Origin of the sequence: Tamlana sp. s12 (assembly GCF_016767215.1) — a bacterium.
Lineage (GTDB): Bacteria > Bacteroidota > Bacteroidia > Flavobacteriales > Flavobacteriaceae > Pseudotamlana > Pseudotamlana agarivorans.
Genome location: NZ_CP068547.1, coordinates 2630351 through 2648951 on the forward strand (window position 1 = coordinate 2630351; position 18601 = coordinate 2648951).

Genomic DNA, 18601 nt, shown 5'->3' on the forward strand with positions numbered 1-18601 from the left:
TACACGATTTAACAATTAAGATTCAAATTTAAGAATGAGATACCTCCTATCGTCGGTATGACAGGTACATCTATGAAACTAGCTTAGGTTATACGGTTTAACTATTCGACCGTTCAATATCAAAAAACACTCTATGTTTTCCTTTTTAGGGCATACTGCTTCCATTGTGAGTTGTTGCTCGATTACACGATTTAACTATTCCACAATTAAACATTCAAAGAAAAAGATATTTTTTAAAGCTCTAAATTTTAGCATTTCTTAAACGTAAGGCATTCGCTATCACCGAAACTGAACTAAAACTCATTGCTAGTGCCGCAATCATTGGTGAGAGGAGAATTCCGAAAAACGGAAATAATACCCCTGCAGCAATAGGCACGCCCACAGTGTTATAGATTAATGCGAAAAACAAATTCTGTTTAATATTTTGCATCACTTTATCACTAAGGTTTCTGGCTTTTACAATACCGTGCAAATCACCTTTAACTAAGGTTATCATGGCACTTTCTATAGCTACATCGGTTCCTGTTCCCATGGCTAATCCCACATCACTTTTAGCGAGTGCAGGAGCATCATTAATACCATCGCCAGCCATGGCAACCACTCTACCCTGTTCTTGGAATTGTTTAACAACATTGAGTTTATCTTCAGGGAGCATCCCCGCTTTAAAATCGTCAAGTTTTAGTGTTTGCGCTACACCCTGCGCCGTATCATAATTATCACCAGTAAGCATAACCACTTCAATACCTTTATCTTGCAGTTCTTTGATAGCTTGAGCACTCGTTTCCTTTATTTTATCGGCAATCACCACAAAACCAACTACTTTTTTATCTACCGCTAAAAACGAGACGGTCTTGCCTTGTTGCTGATAGGTTTTAGCTTTTTCAGTCATTGCGGAAGTGATTTCAGCATGGGCATGGACCATCATTTTAGGATTTCCAAGACTTATCTTTTTGCCTTCAACAGTTGCTTCAACACCTTTTCCTGTCACTGCATTAAAGTTTTCAGATTTCAAAACCTGAACGTTTTTTGTCTTGCCATAGGCAACGGTCGCCTCAGCCAATGGGTGTTCGCTATTGGTATTTAACGCTACCATGAATTGAAGCAGGGTCTCTTCCGAGTCATCGCTATTGAAAACCTCAATCTTTTCAACACTGGGTTTGCCTTCTGTAATGGTTCCTGTTTTATCGATAATTAGGGTATTGACTTTATCCATTTTTTCGAGTGCTTCTGCATTTTTAATCAGCACCCCATTTTGAGCACCTTTACCCACCCCCACCATAACCGACATCGGCGTAGCCAAACCAAGTGCGCACGGACAAGCGATAATTAACACAGCAATGGCATTAACCAAGGCATAAACATAAGCAGGTTCGGGTCCGAAAACAGCCCAAACCACAAAAGTTATTAAGGCAATAGCCACGACTACGGGAACGAAATACCCAGAGACTTTATCGGCCAATTTTTGAATGGGCGCACGACTACGACTGGCATCGTTAACCATATGAATGATTTGTGATAACAAAGTATCGCTGCCCACTTTTTCGGCTTTCATTAGAAACATTTGATTACCATTTATGGTACCGCTACTTACTTTATCGCCCACTACTTTAGTTACAGGCATGGGCTCGCCGGTAATCATGGATTCATCTATACGAGATTCACCTTGGGTAATAACGCCATCAACAGGCACTTTATCTCCAGGTTTTACCTTTAAAATGTCTTGCGTGGCGATGTTATCTATACGCACTTCAACATCTACACCATCAACCACTTTAATAGCTTTATTGGGTGCTAGTTTAAGCAACTCTTTAACGGCTGCATTGGTTTTACTATGAGCTCGAGCTTCTAAAAGCTGTCCCAGAAGCACCAAGGTTAAAATTACTGTGGCCGCTTCAAAATACACATGTACTGTGCCTAATTCGGTTTTAAATTGATCGGGAAAAACATTAGGAAAAATCAATCCGAATACACTAAACAACCAGGATATTCCGGCGCCAATGCCAATTAGGGTGAACATGTTTAGATTCCATGTTACGATACTTTTATAAGCCCTCTGAAAAAACATCCACGTTGCATAAAAAACCACGGGAATAGACAGAAAGAACTGTACCCAATTCCAATATTTTTGATCGAGAAACGTGTACAATGGATTGTTTGGAAGCATTTCGCTCATGGCAATTAAAAAGATGGGCAATGTAAACGCCACAGCTATTTTAAATTTACCAAGTAGTTTTTTATAGGTTTTCTCTTCGGAAGATAAATCTCCTTCCAAAGGCACCAAATCCATCCCACAAATCGGACAATCACCAGCTTCATCCTTGATAACTTCAGGATGCATGGGGCAAGTCCACTGATTAGCCTGCCCTACCGAAAGGTTTTTCTCTTCCACGAGATCCATGCCACAAACGGGACAATCACCAGGTTTATCGAAGGTTTTATCTCCTTCGCAATGCATGGGGCAGTAAAAAACACCTGTACCCTGGCCTGACTTCACCGTTTCTTTTTTGTGCTGACTATTACAACAAGGTTTTTCATTTAAATTATAAATGGCATACTGTCCACCGTCATTTTTTAAAGCTTCTTGAAACGTTTCAATGGGTATATGATTAGCCATGTTTATAGTCGCTTGGGCCTTTTCTAAATTTACCGAAACTTCAGAAACACCTTCAACATCTGATAGTGCTTTTTCCACATGCGAACGACACCCATTACAGCTCATTCCTTGTATTTTATATGTATGTTTCATTAGTATTACCTTAAATAATTAATAATCACCGATTAATTGTAATAGCTTTTTGATATCAAAAGTATCACTAAAATTGGTGTCATATGAAATTCACCGTGACTGGTTATGAATAGTTATTTATAAACTATTCGTGTGATTTATGTTCCATATAATTTTGCCATAAAATTAGGAGGTATTTGGTTTTATTGTTCTCTTTAATTTTAAGAAATCCGTATTCATAAACAAACAGATATACTTCGCCTTTATGATTTTTCCAATAGTGAGTAAAGAAATTAGGATTAAAACCTTGATCCATAAGTAGCTCCGCTCGAAGCGTTACTTTTCCGCCTTTATTGAATTCTTTTAAAATTTTCCGATTAAGCTTCAGCTGATTATCTACTTTATTATAGAACCGTTCGGGCTGTAATTTTGATTGTTGATATTGATAGGCACTTTTACACTGCACATCACAAAATTTCTTATCAGTTCTTCCGCTTAAAGCGTCATCACAATACAAACAATTTTTATAAAACCTCATAAATTTCACATTAAAAGCATAATATACGAATATTGTGTAAATAATATACTACTAATATTTTTTCGTCATCTATATTGGTCAAAAAAAACATGTATAAAGGTCGAAGCATCACGTTAAAGCATTTATTAATTAGGGAAGAGCGTTTTATAGGATTGCAATTTAACACCGATAAGGTTATTCATGCACTTGTAAAACAACTGCCAGAAGTAAAATGGAGTAAGGAGTTTAATATGGCTTATGTTAAAAACACAAAAGAAAATCTTGATATTATTTACAAAATTTTTACGGGTGTTGCCTGGGTAAATGCCAATTATTTTTTTGATAAGAAACCACGAAATGAAAACACAGAACCTTTAGATATTACTTGGTTTAGAAATCGTGCGATACCACAAAACTACCGCTTGTGCCCTACTTCGTATTTAGATAAATTGGAAATTAAAAAATACGCTAACAATACGGCCAGATCGTACATATCGGCTTTTGAAGCGTTTATTAATTATTACTACAGTAAAGAGATCGACGCGATTAATGAAAATGATGTGCGGTTATATATTTTAAAATTAGTTCAGGAAGGTAAATCGGATTCCTCTGTTAACATAGCCATAAACAGTATTAAGTTTTACTATGAAATGGTATTAGGCATGCCAAATAGGTTTTATCAAATTGAGCGACCAAGAAAGGAAAAGAAGTTGCCCACGGTACTTTCTAAAGCCGAGGTAAAACGCATTATTGCCAATACGAATAACATAAAACATAAATGTATCGTTTCTATTTTATATTCATCGGGTATGAGACGTAGTGAACTGATCAATTTGAAACTCCAGGATATTGATAGCTCCAGAATGGTTATTCGAGTTAATGCAGGTAAGGGGAAAAAAGATCGATTTACGATACTTTCTGAAAACTTATTGGTCGACTTACGTCAATATTACATAGAGTGGCGGCCGAAAACTTACCTAATAGAAGGCACATATGGTCAACAATATTCAGCTCAAAGTGTTGCACAAATTGTTTCTAGAGCCGCAAAGAAAGCGGGTATCCGACTAAAAGTCTCTCCACATATTCTAAGACATAGTTTTGCAACTCATTTGTTAGAAGATGGTGTTGATATCAGACAGATTCAGGTTTTACTTGGTCATAGTTCGACTAAAACCACCGAAATTTACACGCATGTAGCCACCACAACATTTAAGGCTATTAAAAACCCTTTGGATGATTGATATAGGAACATTCAGATCATTTTTTCACATTTTGATATAAAAGGTTTATAAAACATTACATTCATATCCTTATATTTGATCATATATAGAACATAATGTTCGATATACTATTGTTAGGGTGCATTAGAACAACCCTAAAAACCAAGCGTACAAGTCTATTTTCAAATGGTAGCTGTTTACTATCACAAAAAGCCCAAAGGCAAAACCAAGCAAAGAGTTAAACCAATGCAAGCCAGTGTACGCCCAACTGTATTGTGTTAGTTTAGAAATTGGTGCTATAATTATAAAGTTAAAGGCTATTTTAACAAGAAAAGCCAACCAGTTAAAAGTTAATAAACCACCAAACATCCATAAAGTAAACGTAAGGCTTGCTAAACCTTTAGTTTTTAATAGGCTTTTGTATTCTTCAGTATAATCATCCCATTTTTTGCCTTTGTTCTTTTTTCCTTCCTCTTTCATTTCTTTGGCTTTTTCTACTTGGTCTTTAGGGTTTAGTAACCAAATCATTTCATAGATAATAAAAGCAATTCCAATAAAGTAAAATATGTGTTTCATAAAATAACGCACCCTAACAAAGTATAAAAACAAAAGCCTGTTAAGGTGCTTAATTTTAAAGCTTTTGTCTGTTTATTAATACCATTTTGTTAACGTCAACAATATGGTCTATTTACGGCTTCAATTTTTATACAAGTCCGTTGGCAACAATATGAACAAAACGAACAGCATAGAAAAAATTAGGACTGAATTGATTAATTCGTGTGTGAATTACGATACAAAATCATTCATTCCTTTTCTAATGTCAAAAAACGTTCTGACTGGAATGCCAAACAAAACAAGATTTTATAGTTTTTTCAAACATATGGTTAGTTGTACAAAACAATGTTCGGAAGGACAACTTACATTCAAAATAGAACACGAAAAAAGAATAAATAATCAGAGAAATTATTACTTAAATTTTTACGACAAAATTCATAAATATTCCCGTTTATCAATCGAAGTCAGAGAAACGAAAGAAAATATATATCTCGACACATTACCATTTTAAAAGCTTATGGATGATTTTATGAAAGAATGCTTTATAGAAGCATTTTCAAAAACAAACATTGATGATATTTGGAAAAATAGAACATCAAAAACCGACATTCTACCGATTGAAACCGACTTACCTATTCGCAACAAACTAAATGATGTTGGTACTCGAAATATTGAGATTATGCTTCAATCACCTTTTGGTTTAATGTACAAAACTCTTGGACTTGTCGAAAATGACCAAATAATTATTCCTAACGAATTTAACAGTCTAAAATCTCAAGTTGATTTTGGAAACTTCAAAACTTTCAACTTTAAAAGAGAAATTGATATTATGATTGGAGCTTTTTCAATGGATAGTCTTTTACAAGCTGTTGGTAATGAAGACGTGGACTTGTACAAAGCCAACGGAATTGATTTTGAAATGGTAAAAGCATTTGACGGAACAATGCAAACATTTACAAAAGAAAAAGAAGGTTTAGACTTTTTCAATCCTTTGACAAGGCTTCAACAAACTGAATTGGATGGCAATCCTATTTCTGCGTTTAAACTTCGTTCTCAACCATCTGGAGTTTTTCCAACAAACAATTCTCATCAATGGTTAGACCGTTTAGCACCTCAAAGATTAATGGCAATTTTTACAATGGAACAATAAATTATGGAAAGTATCAAAGAACAAATGAAAATGCCTATATCATTGGACTTGCATATGACAATTTCAAAACTGGCAGAAAAAAATGAAATAGATAAAAATTCGGCATTAGAAGCAGGAGCATTCGTTGCCGCACAGTTTATGGAAAGTGTAAAGAAAACTAAATTTGAAAATAACCAAGGTCCATTATCAAAAGAGGAATTAAAAGCTATATTTGAGGTTATCGGAGAATTTTATTCGGAGAGTTTTAAAGGACAATTTACTCAATCAGATTTTGACACAATCACTCAAAAAACAATGAGTTTAATAATGTCACCTAATAAAGACACAACGATTTCAAATTATTTCAAAAAACTAATGGAATAAAGTTAAAACCGAATTGAATAATAAAAAAATACTGTTGCCAACAATGGCTATAAGTAATTGCTTGTTCTCGCCTACTTCTGAAAATCCTCGCGGATTTTCAGTTCGGTGTGTACTTGCAAAGTTAAGTGCTAACCCACGCAACTACTCATAGCCGAGACCGTTGTGCTTCATTATGACAAACTGCTAACCAATGATAAAATTCTTTAGAAAAATTAGACAAAAAATGCTGACTGAAAACAAGTTCGCAAAATATCTGACTTATGCCATCGGAGAAATTGTTCTTGTTGTTATTGGGATTTTAATTGCGCTGTGGATTAACAATTGGAATGAAAATAGAAAATTGGATGAAATTAGACAAAGTTATTATAGTAAACTTATGGAGGACCTTGAAGCTGATAAGACTTACGCTAAGAATCAAATCCTAAAAATGGAATCATCCATATCAAATTTTGAGAATTATGCATTAATTTACAAAAAGCCAAATCTCAATCTTACCGAAGCTTTTGAGGCCATGAAAAAAAATGATTGGCAGGTTATCATTTTAGAATTTAAGTCAAGCACTATTAAATCTTTATTAAACGTTGGAGGATTAAATTTAATAGACCAAACCCTACGTAACAATTTGGAATCGTACAACTCGAGCAAAAATCTAACATTAAATAACTTTGATAGACTAGGTAATAGTGCTAGAAATATTTTAGAGAATGTAACAATGCAAGGAGGTATTGCTGAATTAATGATACGACTAGAAAATCAGCAAGAATTGAAAAAAACCTTGGAGATGGAAAATAAGATTCCAGACATATTCATTAAGACTGAAGCTTATTTTGCTTTTAAGATTGGCGGATACAAGGGTACAATAGAGAGATTAAATAATTTGATAATTGATGCGGAATACAATATTGAACTAATCAAAAAACGACTGAATAAATAACGAAAGCACAACAACGTGTATAATTAATTGCTTTGGCAAGTGCTTATTTGGAAAATTCCTTCGGAATTTTCTTTGGTTCGTATTTGTTTACTAAATTAGTTGCTTAACCACGCAACTAACCATACACAAAACCGTTGTGTATAATGCCGGAAAAAACGTCTCGAATGAAAAAAATAATACTTCTTTTATTGTTAGCGACTTCGGTTTATGGACAGAATTCGGAGAAAATTTCTGACGGACAACTGTGCAGACAAATTAAATCAGCGATTAAATACCTTAAAGCTGATAAGGAATTAAAAACTCGGAATTTTAGATTTGATTCCAAAATTGGAAACGGATGGAATTATGATATGTTTTCATCAGAATATGTTGCTCATCAATTAGGTGTTGAAAAAGAAAAGATATTTGATTTAGATAAAACCAAAACTTATCCGATTTATAAAAAACTGGAAAACACCAAACGCAAAATTTCCGAATTGGAATTAGATTGTGTAAAAAAGAAAAGAAAACCTAATGCGGAATTATCTAAAATGGACAATGATAATTTGCTGATTAACGTAACAACAAACCGAGTCGGAAAAGAAGGCGCAAATGGAATAGCTTATTTATTCTTTTTTGAGAATGGAGAAATATCAAAAGTATATAAAACGAGTTGGATAGAATAAAAAAAGCACTATACACAACACAGTGTATAATTAATGGCTAGGTCGAGCTTGCTTACGAATATTCCTGCGGAATATTCTATTCGGTTTTTATTTGTTAACTTCCGTGCTAAATCACGCCACTAATCATACACGAGACCGTTGGCAACAAGCTGAAAAAAAACCGAACTACAAATGAAATTAAAGTTTCAGGAGAATATAGATAAGATAAAAGACTGTCCTGCGAATAATGAGCAAGGAGAGAAAAAACTCTTTCGCTGTGTTGAAAAGGAAATCACAGAAAAGTCATTTACACCACAAGCAGTTTTATTAAAACCAAAATATCAAGACAAATGTATTGCTTGGGGTTTGTCAGTTTTTAATAGTTTTGATTCCGCAAATCAAATGTTGAAAAACCTATCAAAAAATAAAAGGGTAAATTACTCAAAAATTGCGCAAGGAGTTATAAATGATAGTCACGGAATTAAATATGGTGGTTCAAATAAAAAACATTACACATTTTTTCCAACAGAGGAATTTAATGTCGTTGAAAATTTCGAAATTGTAGAACGAAATGACTAACCAAAACAAAAATATCAGTTTCGATTTAAATCAATTTCAAAAGATTGAGGATATCATTTTTTTAGATGAGCCAATTTTAACTCACCTAATAAAAAACAACAAACATTTTCTGCAATATTTGGTAGATACTTCAGAGAATAAGGATACATATTTACTACTTGAACTTGAAGAACAAGCAATTTTTGATTACCTGACAAAATTGGTAACATTGAGGCAAATTATTTCAACAAATCAAAACTTCATCTACAGAATTGAGCAAGATTTTAATGGCAATATTTTAAATGCAGAAATTACTCAAAGCTCTGCCCTACCAGAAAACTATTTGCCGACCGAAGATTCATATTTAAATTACGAACCTTCATCTCAATCTTATTATTATAATTTCATAAAAGAATTTGAATCGCAATCATACTTGCGTTCACTTCGTGAACAAGCATTTTACATAAAATTAGCACCAACAAATAGTAAATATTCTGACACAATAGGATTTAATGAACTTGTAAGCGAGTTACTTAAAAATATTTCAACTTCTTTCAAGAGTTTCTTAAAAGCTGACTTTTTTGAATCTTTCAAAGAAAGACAAACTGATGAAAAAAAACTAAATGCATCATTCAATCGCTTGTCTAATGATTTAGATTATAGAATGGTGGACTTGGATTTTGGAAGTTTTGAAATAGGTCTTGCTGTAGATAAAGTAATGAAGCAATCAATAGAGAATAAAGAAATAAGAGATTGGGCAATTGACGTAGGTTATAAATATAGAAATATAGTTCTCGATGATGATTATGATGAGGAAACTGTATCAACTATTATCTCTAATTACAGTCAAGAAGATAGAAAAAAGATTTTTGAACCTATATTTAAAATAACGGAAAATTCAAATTTCGACTTCAAAGTCAAAAATTCAAAGAGTAAAGAATATTCCAAAATTAATATAAAAGACAAGTCTAAAATTGATAGAATAGTTCCACCTAAAATTGATGTGCCAGAAGAGGTAAAATCAAAAGAATATGAAATTATTCAAGTAACTACAATCAAAGAGAAAGATAAAGTAAGAAAATCAATAAGACTTGATGAAAACACCCTTTTTGAATCTTCTAATGCTAAACAAGTTATTTTAAAGAAAAAAGACTTTGAGAAATTTGATTACTCATTGGACTTCGATGTTGAAATTCCGTTAGATATTTCGACCGAAAAAGGTCAGATTGTTTTACGAACTGAATTCGATGGAATAGAATTTGAAAAAACTCTTGACTCTGGAAAATTCGACGATGGAATTAAACAAATTGTTTCTTCTATTTATGAATACATAGTAAACAAATCGGAATAAAGCCAGTTGCCAACAACGCGTATAGCTCATTGCTAATCAGTTGCTTAACCAAAGTTTAGGCATATTTGGAAAGTCGCCAAATTTTTAAATTTGACGATTTCCAACAAAAAAAGATAAATAGTAAAATTTAAAAATCTGGCTTGTGCCCAACCGAAAAATAATCGCTAATTTGCACGCAACGAGCCATACACAAACACGTTGGCAACAATATGAACAAAACGAACAGCATAGAAAAAATTAGGACTGAATTGATTAATTCGTGTGTGAATTACGATACAAAATCATTCATTCCTTTTCTAATGTCAAAAAACGTTCTGACTGGAATGCCAAACAAAACAAGATTTTATAGTTTTTTCAAACATATGGTTAGTTGTACAAAACAATGTTCGGAAGGACAACTTACATTCAAAATAGAACACGAAAAAAGAATAAATAATCAGAGAAATTATTACTTAAATTTTTACGACAAAATTCATAAATATTCCCGTTTATCAATCGAAGTCAGAGAAACGAAAGAAAATATATATCTCGACACATTACCATTTTAAAAGCTTATGGATGATTTTATGAAAGAATGCTTTATAGAAGCATTTTCAAAAACAAACATTGATGATATTTGGAAAAATAGAACATCAAAAACCGACATTCTACCGATTGAAACCGACTTACCTATTCGCAACAAACTAAATGATGTTGGTACTCGAAATATTGAGATTATGCTTCAATCACCTTTTGGTTTAATGTACAAAACTCTTGGACTTGTCGAAAATGACCAAATAATTATTCCTAACGAATTTAACAGTCTAAAATCTCAAGTTGATTTTGGAAACTTCAAAACTTTCAACTTTAAAAGAGAAATTGATATTATGATTGGAGCTTTTTCAATGGATAGTCTTTTACAAGCTGTTGGTAATGAAGACGTGGACTTGTACAAAGCCAACGGAATTGATTTTGAAATGGTAAAAGCATTTGACGGAACAATGCAAACATTTACAAAAGAAAAAGAAGGTTTAGACTTTTTCAATCCTTTGACAAGGCTTCAACAAACTGAATTGGATGGCAATCCTATTTCTGCGTTTAAACTTCGTTCTCAACCATCTGGAGTTTTTCCAACAAACAATTCTCATCAATGGTTAGACCGTTTAGCACCTCAAAGATTAATGGCAATTTTTACAATGGAACAATAAATTATGGAAAGTATCAAAGAACAAATGAAAATGCCTATATCATTGGACTTGCATATGACAATTTCAAAACTGGCAGAAAAAAATGAAATAGATAAAAATTCGGCATTAGAAGCAGGAGCATTCGTTGCCGCACAGTTTATGGAAAGTGTAAAGAAAACTAAATTTGAAAATAACCAAGGTCCATTATCAAAAGAGGAATTAAAAGCTATATTTGAGGTTATCGGAGAATTTTATTCGGAGAGTTTTAAAGGACAATTTACTCAATCAGATTTTGACACAATCACTCAAAAAACAATGAGTTTAATAATGTCACCTAATAAAGACACAACGATTTCAAATTATTTCAAAAAACTAATGGAATAAAGTTAAAACCGAATTGAATAATAAAAAAATACTGTTGCCAACAATGGCTATAAGTAATTGCTTGTTCTCGCCTACTTCTGAAAATCCTCGCGGATTTTCAGTTCGGTGTGTACTTGCAAAGTTAAGTGCTAACCCACGCAACTACTCATAGCCGAGACCGTTGTAAAACATTTGGTAAAACTACTCGACATATTATTTAGAACGCTATTAGGAAGTGGTACAACTTGGAATCAAGCAGAGAGGAAAGTATTCAAAGATTTAGGAATTAATAAAACTGACTGGATAAACTGGAAACCTCATATTATCATTGAAATTGATTCTGAAAAAAATATTGTGATTCTAAAGTCAGAAAGCGGAAATATATTCCAAATAGAATCGGATAAAAAAACAATTCGGAATTTGATTAAAGGCATTTCCGAAAATCAATTTTTGCCGAAATATGGATCTGACTTTATAAATGAAATAAGAGGTTGGACTTACTCTTACTCTCGAACTAAACCAGCTGAATATAAAATTGATTTAAGAGCAAAACTCAAGCCAGAAGACCAAACTACCGAGAAAAGAAAGAAAATGTATCACAAGCGCAATATAAATGTGACAAAATTTTTTATTAAAAAACTAGTTGAAAAGACAAAATAAAAACGTTTTACAACACCGTTTAATACATTTTGACCCACCAAAATCTAACTGAACTTTAAATGTTCCATTATTTATTCTATTTCTTTTACAGTTACTACGACGATAATAAATGGGAAGGTAAAATACCATATTTATCGACGGTAGCAGTGATTTCAGTATTATTGATGTTTAATTACTTGTTTATTCGTGATTTTCTTACTTACCATTTAAACGGATTTAAATATCAGACTTTCGAAAATGAAAATTTTATTGTTCCGACAATTTTTCTAGGATTTAATTATTGGTACTTCAAAAAAGATAACCGATTCAAAAAAATATTGACCGACAATAAAACAACTACTAACAAAAAAAATATTAGATTTTACTGGGCTTGGGTTTATATGATTATATCTGTAATTCTAGTTATTTTAATGGGATATTCTGTTCGAAATGGTATACGATGGATATAAAAAAACGTTTTACAACAAGGTATATAATTAATGGCTAGGTCGAGCTTGCTTACGAATATTCCTGCGGAATATTCTATTCGGTTTTTATTTGTTAACTTCCGTGCTAAATCACGCCACTAATCATACACGAGACCGTTGTGGTGCATATAAAAAATGAGAACTAACTTCAAAATATCGTTACTAATTTTACTAGTTTTTACTATTATTGGATGTCACAGTAATAACAAGAAAGAAAAACAGTTGGTAAAAATAGAGTTCGGAAACATAAATTCTGAAAACGATAGTCTTGGTGTTGAATTAGAGTTAAACAGATTTAAGAATTGGAAAGACATACTCAAACGAACTGAAAGAATTGCTTGTAATGACAGCTTACCGAAAATCACTATAAAATCAGACAACAGAATAAAGACAATTTATTTCCTAAATCCTTGTTGGGACGACTTTGGTTGCATTTTAATTCGAAAAAAAAATGTGATTGAAATTCACAATGATACTATTAATAAATCAGATATGAATTTCTATCAAATAGATAGTTTACAAAAAGTAATAAAGAGAGATATAGAAAACAATGGGAAGAATCCAGATTTATGTGATAATCAAGATAAATTACTTTTTTACATTTCGTATAATGATAACTTAATCGGAAATTTACCTAAAACATTAGATGAACTAACAGAAAGCTATTATCGAATTACAGGAAAAACGGATATTAAAATATGGTTAAATGAAAAAATATACTTTGTTCCACCACCACCGCCAACAATAGAACTAGATCAAACTGAATAAAAAATACGCACCACAACAAAGTGTATAATTAATGGCTAGGTCGAGCTTGTTTACGAATATTCCTGCGGAATATTCTATTCGTTTTTTATTTGTTAACTTCCGTACTAAATCACGCCACTAATCATACACGAAGCCGTTCTACGCAATTTGAAAAAAATTAGTAATGATAAAAAAACATATTATACTTCTGATTTTATTATCTGTTTCATTTCTGAAAATATATTCTCAAAACAATGAACATTGTACTGTTTTTTTAGAACCAATACTTGACATAGATTTTTCATTAAACGATAGTAAATCCTCTGTTTTGAGTAAATTAAAAACCGCAAGAAAATTGACGGGAGAACTTGTAAAATACAATCCAGAAGGTGTAGAAACTTATAACGATGAAGTCGAAATAATTCTGACTAATAATAAGAAAACTAAAACCAAATATATTCTACATTTCTACGATAATAAACTAATAGGATTTAAGATATTCATAAATATAGGAAATGATTATAGATACTTTTTTGAACTAATGAGGTTAGTAAAAGAAAAAGACAAAAACAATATAAATGATTTTGTAGAATTATCTTTGGATAAATTAAGTTATGATGACCTTTTCGACAATATGCAATGTAGAAGAAGGATTGGAGTTTATCGAGCTTATGACGCAAATAATGCCTTTGAAATACAGATTGATGTAAGTAGAAAAAAAACTGCGTAGAACACCGTGTATAATTAATTGCTTTGGCAAGTGCTTATCTGGAAAATTCCTTCGGAATTTTCTCTGGCAAGTATTTGTTTACTAAATTAGTTGCTTAACCACGCAACTAACCATACACAAAACCGTTGGCAGTAATTAAAAACCAAAATTATGAAAAAGAAAAACCTATTGATTTTATTAATATCAATTACATTATTTAATTGTAATTCTCATCTTAATAAATCAGTTATTGAACCATTGACAGTAAAAGAACTAAAAAAAACAATTGATAGTGACTCTTTGTTTAAAAACACTTATGAATATATTGTTTACTTAAGAGATACAGTGATTAAAAATGACTTAGATAAAGTTAAATTTACTGAATTAACATATAATCAAGTTATAGATTTTGTTGAGTTTTCATCTGATACTACTTATTTCAAACCTATAAATGAACGTATTGAAAAGGAATGGAACAATAAATATGGAATTTATAAAAAACAAGTAGATTCAGTTTCTAATTATTGGAAAAAATTCAAACAAGAAAATTCATTAGAACAATATGTAAAAATTGAATTAGTAAAAATTGATAAGGAATATTATACTTACAGTAGAGACATTAGAAATGTTAATTTAGGTTTTAAATTAACACCTCTAAAAGGAAAAATAGAACAAATTCGTTTTGGGTTCAATATAGTAGCAAAAATAAATGAAAAAGAAAAAAATGATGAATATTCATCTATTTATTCAGCATTAGATAAATCTTGGTGTAGATCTACAAGTCCATTTTCAAGACCAGTTGTGCGATATTGGGAAGCAAGTTATTCAGATGAAAAAATTTTAAAACACAAATCTTTAAAAACTTTATTAAGAGATTATAATATTCATATAGAAGTTGACAAAATCCGTAAAAACGGAAAAAATATCAGTAGAGACGATTTAAATATTCCTGAATCTATAGAAAATCATTGGAAATACGAAAATCACGAAAAAGAATATTTACAAGATTTATACTTTGATGATGTTGTTAAGGAAGTACTGAATAAAGAATACGTTGAAAAATATACTTACAGAAATAAAGAGATAGATATAATTTTAAAAAAAGAATTCCCCTTGGTTTTTGATTTTTTAAGATTTCAACACAACAAAAAATAATTATTTTAAACCAAAATTATAAACACAAATAAATTTATTATGAAAAAGTCATTAACAGTTATTACGTTATTAATTACAACTCTAGTATTTTCTCAAGACATTAAAAAAGATGCCGAAAAAACTAAAACCAAAATGGAACAATTTGCTTCTCAAACAGGTGTGATTACAAAATTTACTGATACAAATTTGACTAATTTGAAGTCATCATATACAGTTGCAGAAACAAGAATTAGAAAGCTGAATAGTGGTAATAGCGAAAGATATTTTTATCAAATTGAAAAACCAGGAAAATATGGAAGTTCAACTGCTTCAATTGAATATTCAGATTTATTAGAAGTTATTAAAGCGTTGAATAGTTTAAAGTTGGAAGTTGATAACGATATTTTGAAAAACCCTGATTATTTAGAAAATAAATTTATCACAGAGGACGGATTTCAATTAGGTTATTATGTAAGTAAAGGTAAAGCAACTTGGTATATAAAACTTGAAAAATATGGCTCAGACAAAACACTCTATATTAAAGATTTGGAAAAAATTGAAGCAAATTTCACAGAAGCAAAAAACAAGATTGAGGAATTAAAAAACAAATAACTACTGCCAACAACGTGTAAAAAAAATTGCTGGTAAAAGCCTACTTACGAAAATCCTCGCGGATTTTCTTGGTTAGTGTTTTATTTACTAACTTTAGTGCTTAAACCACGCAACTTTCCTTACACAAACACGTTAGCGCCAAGCTTAAAGATGCGAAGTGCAACTTTTGAAAAAAAAATAACAAAGACTGACAACTATTTGTCATAGCGAGATTCTAATTTTGCTACCGAAGTTTAGAATATTAATTAAAACTTAAAAACAATGAAAACATTAAAATTGGCAGAAAACATTTATCAATTTCACAATTATTTTGCTCCAATTAATTTATCTTTTAACAATTACCTCATTATTGGTAAAGAAACATTATTGGTTCAAACAGGAGACACGATGCACGCACAAATGTTAATCCCTAAAATCAAAGAAATTCTAGGAGATAAACCATTGGATTATGTATTTATTTCTCATTTTGAAAGTGATGAATGTGGTGGGTTTAAAATAATTGAGCAGCAATATCCTAACATAAAAGCTATTTGTTCAGAAGTTACAGCACGTCAACTAATGGGGTTTAACATCACAAAAAGCACAATTACACAAAGCCCCAATAGCGAATTTTCGTCTAATAATATTAATCTAAAATTTATTGGTTACCCTGCTGAAATGCACAATTGGGTGGGATTATTATTATTTGATAAAACAAGTTCCATTTTGTTTAGTAGCGATGTTTATCTACAATTTGGGGAAGTTACAGAAAATTTAATTTGTTCTGATATTGATACTCAAATTAAAGTTTTAGAAAACGACCCTTTTTTATCTAATCAAATGAAAAATGACCTAAAAAATGAGTTTTTAAAACTTCCAATTTCAATTATAGCTCCAGGACACGGTGCTTGTATAAAGCTATAAATTTGATATTAACAATTGCACTTAGGAGCTCATCTCCTAGTGCTTTTAGAATACTATATAAAATGTATAATAATTTTATTTTTGACGATAAATTACAAGAGGGACTGATTGTTAAGCGAAAAAGCCAGTTTACAATGTTGGTTATCATTAATAATAATGAGGTTAATTGTCACTGTCCGACAACTGGACGTATATGAAATATTGCATTAGAAAACATCCCGTGTCTTTTATCTTCAAGCAACAATCCATCAAGAAAAACCCCATATACAGTTGAAGCCATCTCATTAGACCCTATAGAACATCCACAAAAAAGATGGGTTGGCATTAATCAAAATGCAGCAAATCGTTACGTCGAACATTTTATATTTACAAATCAGTTGCCCTTGATGATTAGTAATGGAACTACATTAAAAAGAGAGCAATCCCTTGGTAATTCTAAATTAGATTTTTGGGTCGATAATACATATATTGAAGTTAAAACACCCTTGTTAAATTTACAATTGCCTATCGGAAATCATATTAAAACAAAAAAAGTAAGCGAGTTTAATTCTTTTGAAAGATTTGTAAAACACATTAATGCTTTAGCCGACAGTTTGCAAGAAAATGAAAAAGCAATCCTGTTAAATTGTTTTATTTATGATAATAAACATTTTATACCTAGTAGAAATAATAAATGCAGTAATTTTGTGGGAGAACAGGTTACGAATTGCATAAAAAAAGGAGTTGAAATGTGGCAAATTAATTTTCAAATAACACCAACAGAGGTAAGTCTATTAGACTATTTTTCAATTACTGAGGATTTTATATAATTTCAGATAAAGTTTTAATATGAATGGATCAATTTCAAAATTGTCACGAATTATAGCAATACTTACGTATCTACAAGCTAAAAGAATAGTATCAGCTCCATTTTTAGCAAAACGATTCAATGTTAGTGTTCGAACAATATATAGAGACATCAATACTTTAATAAATGCAGGGATTCCAATAATTTCAGATATTTCGAAAGGTTACTCATTAATGGACACGTATCATCTTCCTCCAGTTATGTTTACTCAAGATGAAGCGAATGCATTAATTACAGCAGAACACTTTATCAAAAATAATACGGACACGTCACTGGTAAAAAATTACTCTGATGCTTTGAACAAAGTTAGAGCAGTTTTTAGAGATTCAATGAAAAAGAAATCTGAATTTTTAAATAATAGAATTGGTGTTAAGCCACAGTTGCCTCATAATTTCAAAAGTGACACCTTGGCACTTTTACAAAATGCGATTATTGATTGTCGGCTTTTAGAGATTTTATATAACTCTGAATCAAAACAAGAAAAAACAAGCCGTTTAATTGAGCCTTTTGCTTTATATAATAATAAAGATGACTGCTGGACTCTTATTGCTTTTTGCAGATTGAGAAAAGATTTCAGATTATTCAGACTAGAACGAATTGAATATCTTAAACCATTAGAGGAAAAATTTAAACCACATAAAATGACATTAGACCAATTTATTAACAAACAAAGGGAAAAAGCCAGGCGCTAACATTTTGTATAAGTAATGGCAGGTGAAGTAACTAATATCAAGGTTTGTAGCCCGCTCAAACAGCGTAGCCGTTTGACAGGAAATTACCACGCAATCTGCCACTACTCATACAATTTACCGTTAGCCACAAGCTCTGAAAAGCCAACGCGCAGTCAAGCACATTTTATTTTTTCGTGCCTCAAAAATAAAAAGAGCTTGCCTTATCCCACCACACAAGAATGATTTGAATAATAAAGTTGACAACTTTTAATATCATAATATGATATAATTTATTAACTTTCCTA

General features: G+C 31.4%; 21 protein-coding genes. 18 read left to right on the plus strand and 3 right to left on the minus strand.

The features are described 5' to 3' along the window. Window positions 1-241: 241 nt before the first annotated feature. Window positions 242-2746: a heavy metal translocating P-type ATPase gene (locus JJL45_RS11465; RefSeq protein WP_068605148.1), complete on the minus strand. Its 2505-nt coding sequence runs from the start codon at window positions 2744-2746 to the stop codon at window positions 242-244. A gap of 124 nt (window positions 2747-2870) precedes the next feature. After that, a complete protein-coding gene (locus JJL45_RS11470; protein WP_068605146.1) occupies window positions 2871-3263 on the minus strand; it encodes a hypothetical protein in 393 nt (130 codons plus the stop codon). Between the two features lie 89 nt (window positions 3264-3352). On the opposite strand from JJL45_RS11470, the gene xerA reads away from it, so the two are divergent. Continuing rightward, window positions 3353-4483, plus strand: a complete 1131-nt coding sequence (xerA, locus tag JJL45_RS11475; protein ID WP_068605144.1) for a site-specific tyrosine recombinase/integron integrase — start codon at window positions 3353-3355, stop codon at window positions 4481-4483. Window positions 4484-4606: 123 nt separating this feature from the next. Here xerA and JJL45_RS11480 read toward each other — a convergent pair whose 3' ends face one another. Next, complete coding sequence (locus JJL45_RS11480) at window positions 4607-5038, minus strand: hypothetical protein (protein ID WP_068602733.1); 432 nt, start codon at window positions 5036-5038, stop codon at window positions 4607-4609. Between the two features lie 496 nt (window positions 5039-5534). On the opposite strand from JJL45_RS11480, the gene JJL45_RS11485 reads away from it, so the two are divergent. The 17 genes from JJL45_RS11485 to JJL45_RS11570 all read left to right on the plus strand — a co-directional run bounded on the left by JJL45_RS11485 (window position 5535) and on the right by JJL45_RS11570 (window position 18317). After that, entirely contained in the window at window positions 5535-6167 is a 633-nt protein-coding gene (locus tag JJL45_RS11485) for a hypothetical protein (protein ID WP_068605130.1), read from the plus strand. A gap of 3 nt (window positions 6168-6170) precedes the next feature. Continuing rightward, on the plus strand, window positions 6171-6530 hold the full coding sequence (locus tag JJL45_RS11490) for a hypothetical protein (protein ID WP_068605128.1): 360 nt from the start codon (window positions 6171-6173) through the stop codon (window positions 6528-6530). A 190-nt stretch (window positions 6531-6720) separates the two neighbouring features. Further along, window positions 6721-7464, plus strand: a complete 744-nt coding sequence (locus tag JJL45_RS11495) for a DUF6090 family protein (RefSeq protein ID WP_068605136.1) — start codon at window positions 6721-6723, stop codon at window positions 7462-7464. Between the two features lie 164 nt (window positions 7465-7628). Next, on the plus strand, window positions 7629-8129 hold the full coding sequence (locus JJL45_RS11500; RefSeq protein WP_202664136.1) for a hypothetical protein: 501 nt from the start codon (window positions 7629-7631) through the stop codon (window positions 8127-8129). Window positions 8130-8300: 171 nt separating this feature from the next. After that, window positions 8301-8687 carry a hypothetical protein gene (locus JJL45_RS11505; protein ID WP_068605133.1) on the plus strand — a complete coding sequence of 129 codons (387 nt, stop codon included), beginning with the start codon at window positions 8301-8303 and terminating at the stop codon, window positions 8685-8687. Further along, window positions 8680-10017 (plus strand): hypothetical protein, encoded by a 1338-nt coding sequence (locus tag JJL45_RS11510; protein ID WP_068605132.1) that lies wholly within the window; start codon window positions 8680-8682, stop codon window positions 10015-10017. The genes JJL45_RS11505 and JJL45_RS11510 overlap by 8 nt, the downstream gene beginning before the upstream one ends. A gap of 554 nt (window positions 10018-10571) precedes the next feature. Further along, on the plus strand, window positions 10572-11204 hold the full coding sequence (locus tag JJL45_RS11515; RefSeq protein WP_068605130.1) for a hypothetical protein: 633 nt from the start codon (window positions 10572-10574) through the stop codon (window positions 11202-11204). A 3-nt stretch (window positions 11205-11207) separates the two neighbouring features. After that, window positions 11208-11567 carry a hypothetical protein gene (locus JJL45_RS11520; protein WP_068605128.1) on the plus strand — a complete coding sequence of 120 codons (360 nt, stop codon included), beginning with the start codon at window positions 11208-11210 and terminating at the stop codon, window positions 11565-11567. Between the two features lie 171 nt (window positions 11568-11738). Further along, window positions 11739-12206 (plus strand): hypothetical protein, encoded by a 468-nt coding sequence (locus JJL45_RS11525; RefSeq protein WP_068605126.1) that lies wholly within the window; start codon window positions 11739-11741, stop codon window positions 12204-12206. Window positions 12207-12265: 59 nt separating this feature from the next. Next, complete coding sequence (locus tag JJL45_RS11530; RefSeq protein WP_068605124.1) at window positions 12266-12655, plus strand: hypothetical protein; 390 nt, start codon at window positions 12266-12268, stop codon at window positions 12653-12655. 153 nt (window positions 12656-12808) lie between these two features. After that, a complete protein-coding gene (locus JJL45_RS11535) occupies window positions 12809-13441 on the plus strand; it encodes a hypothetical protein (RefSeq protein WP_068605380.1) in 633 nt (210 codons plus the stop codon). Between the two features lie 163 nt (window positions 13442-13604). Continuing rightward, the gene (locus tag JJL45_RS11540; RefSeq protein WP_068605281.1) at window positions 13605-14150 is read left to right on the plus strand and encodes a hypothetical protein; all 546 of its coding nucleotides are present in this window, start codon (window positions 13605-13607) and stop codon (window positions 14148-14150) included. Between the two features lie 150 nt (window positions 14151-14300). Continuing rightward, window positions 14301-15284, plus strand: a complete 984-nt coding sequence (locus JJL45_RS11545; protein ID WP_068605283.1) for a hypothetical protein — start codon at window positions 14301-14303, stop codon at window positions 15282-15284. Between the two features lie 39 nt (window positions 15285-15323). Then, window positions 15324-15875, plus strand: a complete 552-nt coding sequence (locus tag JJL45_RS11550) for a hypothetical protein (RefSeq protein WP_068605285.1) — start codon at window positions 15324-15326, stop codon at window positions 15873-15875. Between the two features lie 261 nt (window positions 15876-16136). Next, window positions 16137-16778, plus strand: a complete 642-nt coding sequence (locus JJL45_RS11555) for an MBL fold metallo-hydrolase (protein WP_068605287.1) — start codon at window positions 16137-16139, stop codon at window positions 16776-16778. 323 nt (window positions 16779-17101) lie between these two features. After that, entirely contained in the window at window positions 17102-17587 is a 486-nt protein-coding gene (locus tag JJL45_RS11565; RefSeq protein ID WP_262895038.1) for a DNA/RNA nuclease SfsA, read from the plus strand. 19 nt (window positions 17588-17606) lie between these two features. Continuing rightward, on the plus strand, window positions 17607-18317 hold the full coding sequence (locus JJL45_RS11570; RefSeq protein ID WP_068605288.1) for a helix-turn-helix transcriptional regulator: 711 nt from the start codon (window positions 17607-17609) through the stop codon (window positions 18315-18317). Window positions 18318-18601: the final 284 nt, after the last annotated feature.

What these genes read in the sequence shown, in the direction of transcription:
- JJL45_RS11465 (WP_068605148.1), bottom strand. Translation starts at nt 2,746, where the DNA reads ATGAAACATACATATAAAATACAAGGAATGAGCTGTAATGGGTGTCGT.
- JJL45_RS11470 (WP_068605146.1), bottom strand. Translation starts at nt 3,263, where the DNA reads ATGAGGTTTTATAAAAATTGTTTGTATTGTGATGACGCTTTAAGCGGA.
- xerA (WP_068605144.1), top strand. Translation starts at nt 3,353, where the DNA reads ATGTATAAAGGTCGAAGCATCACGTTAAAGCATTTATTAATTAGGGAA.
- JJL45_RS11480 (WP_068602733.1), bottom strand. Translation starts at nt 5,038, where the DNA reads ATGAAACACATATTTTACTTTATTGGAATTGCTTTTATTATCTATGAA.
- JJL45_RS11485 (WP_068605130.1), top strand. Translation starts at nt 5,535, where the DNA reads ATGGATGATTTTATGAAAGAATGCTTTATAGAAGCATTTTCAAAAACA.
- JJL45_RS11490 (WP_068605128.1), top strand. Translation starts at nt 6,171, where the DNA reads ATGGAAAGTATCAAAGAACAAATGAAAATGCCTATATCATTGGACTTG.
- JJL45_RS11495 (WP_068605136.1), top strand. Translation starts at nt 6,721, where the DNA reads ATGATAAAATTCTTTAGAAAAATTAGACAAAAAATGCTGACTGAAAAC.
- JJL45_RS11500 (WP_202664136.1), top strand. Translation starts at nt 7,629, where the DNA reads ATGAAAAAAATAATACTTCTTTTATTGTTAGCGACTTCGGTTTATGGA.
- JJL45_RS11505 (WP_068605133.1), top strand. Translation starts at nt 8,301, where the DNA reads ATGAAATTAAAGTTTCAGGAGAATATAGATAAGATAAAAGACTGTCCT.
- JJL45_RS11510 (WP_068605132.1), top strand. Translation starts at nt 8,680, where the DNA reads ATGACTAACCAAAACAAAAATATCAGTTTCGATTTAAATCAATTTCAA.
- JJL45_RS11515 (WP_068605130.1), top strand. Translation starts at nt 10,572, where the DNA reads ATGGATGATTTTATGAAAGAATGCTTTATAGAAGCATTTTCAAAAACA.
- JJL45_RS11520 (WP_068605128.1), top strand. Translation starts at nt 11,208, where the DNA reads ATGGAAAGTATCAAAGAACAAATGAAAATGCCTATATCATTGGACTTG.
- JJL45_RS11530 (WP_068605124.1), top strand. Translation starts at nt 12,266, where the DNA reads ATGTTCCATTATTTATTCTATTTCTTTTACAGTTACTACGACGATAAT.
- JJL45_RS11535 (WP_068605380.1), top strand. Translation starts at nt 12,809, where the DNA reads ATGAGAACTAACTTCAAAATATCGTTACTAATTTTACTAGTTTTTACT.
- JJL45_RS11540 (WP_068605281.1), top strand. Translation starts at nt 13,605, where the DNA reads ATGATAAAAAAACATATTATACTTCTGATTTTATTATCTGTTTCATTT.
- JJL45_RS11545 (WP_068605283.1), top strand. Translation starts at nt 14,301, where the DNA reads ATGAAAAAGAAAAACCTATTGATTTTATTAATATCAATTACATTATTT.
- JJL45_RS11550 (WP_068605285.1), top strand. Translation starts at nt 15,324, where the DNA reads ATGAAAAAGTCATTAACAGTTATTACGTTATTAATTACAACTCTAGTA.
- JJL45_RS11555 (WP_068605287.1), top strand. Translation starts at nt 16,137, where the DNA reads ATGAAAACATTAAAATTGGCAGAAAACATTTATCAATTTCACAATTAT.
- JJL45_RS11570 (WP_068605288.1), top strand. Translation starts at nt 17,607, where the DNA reads ATGAATGGATCAATTTCAAAATTGTCACGAATTATAGCAATACTTACG.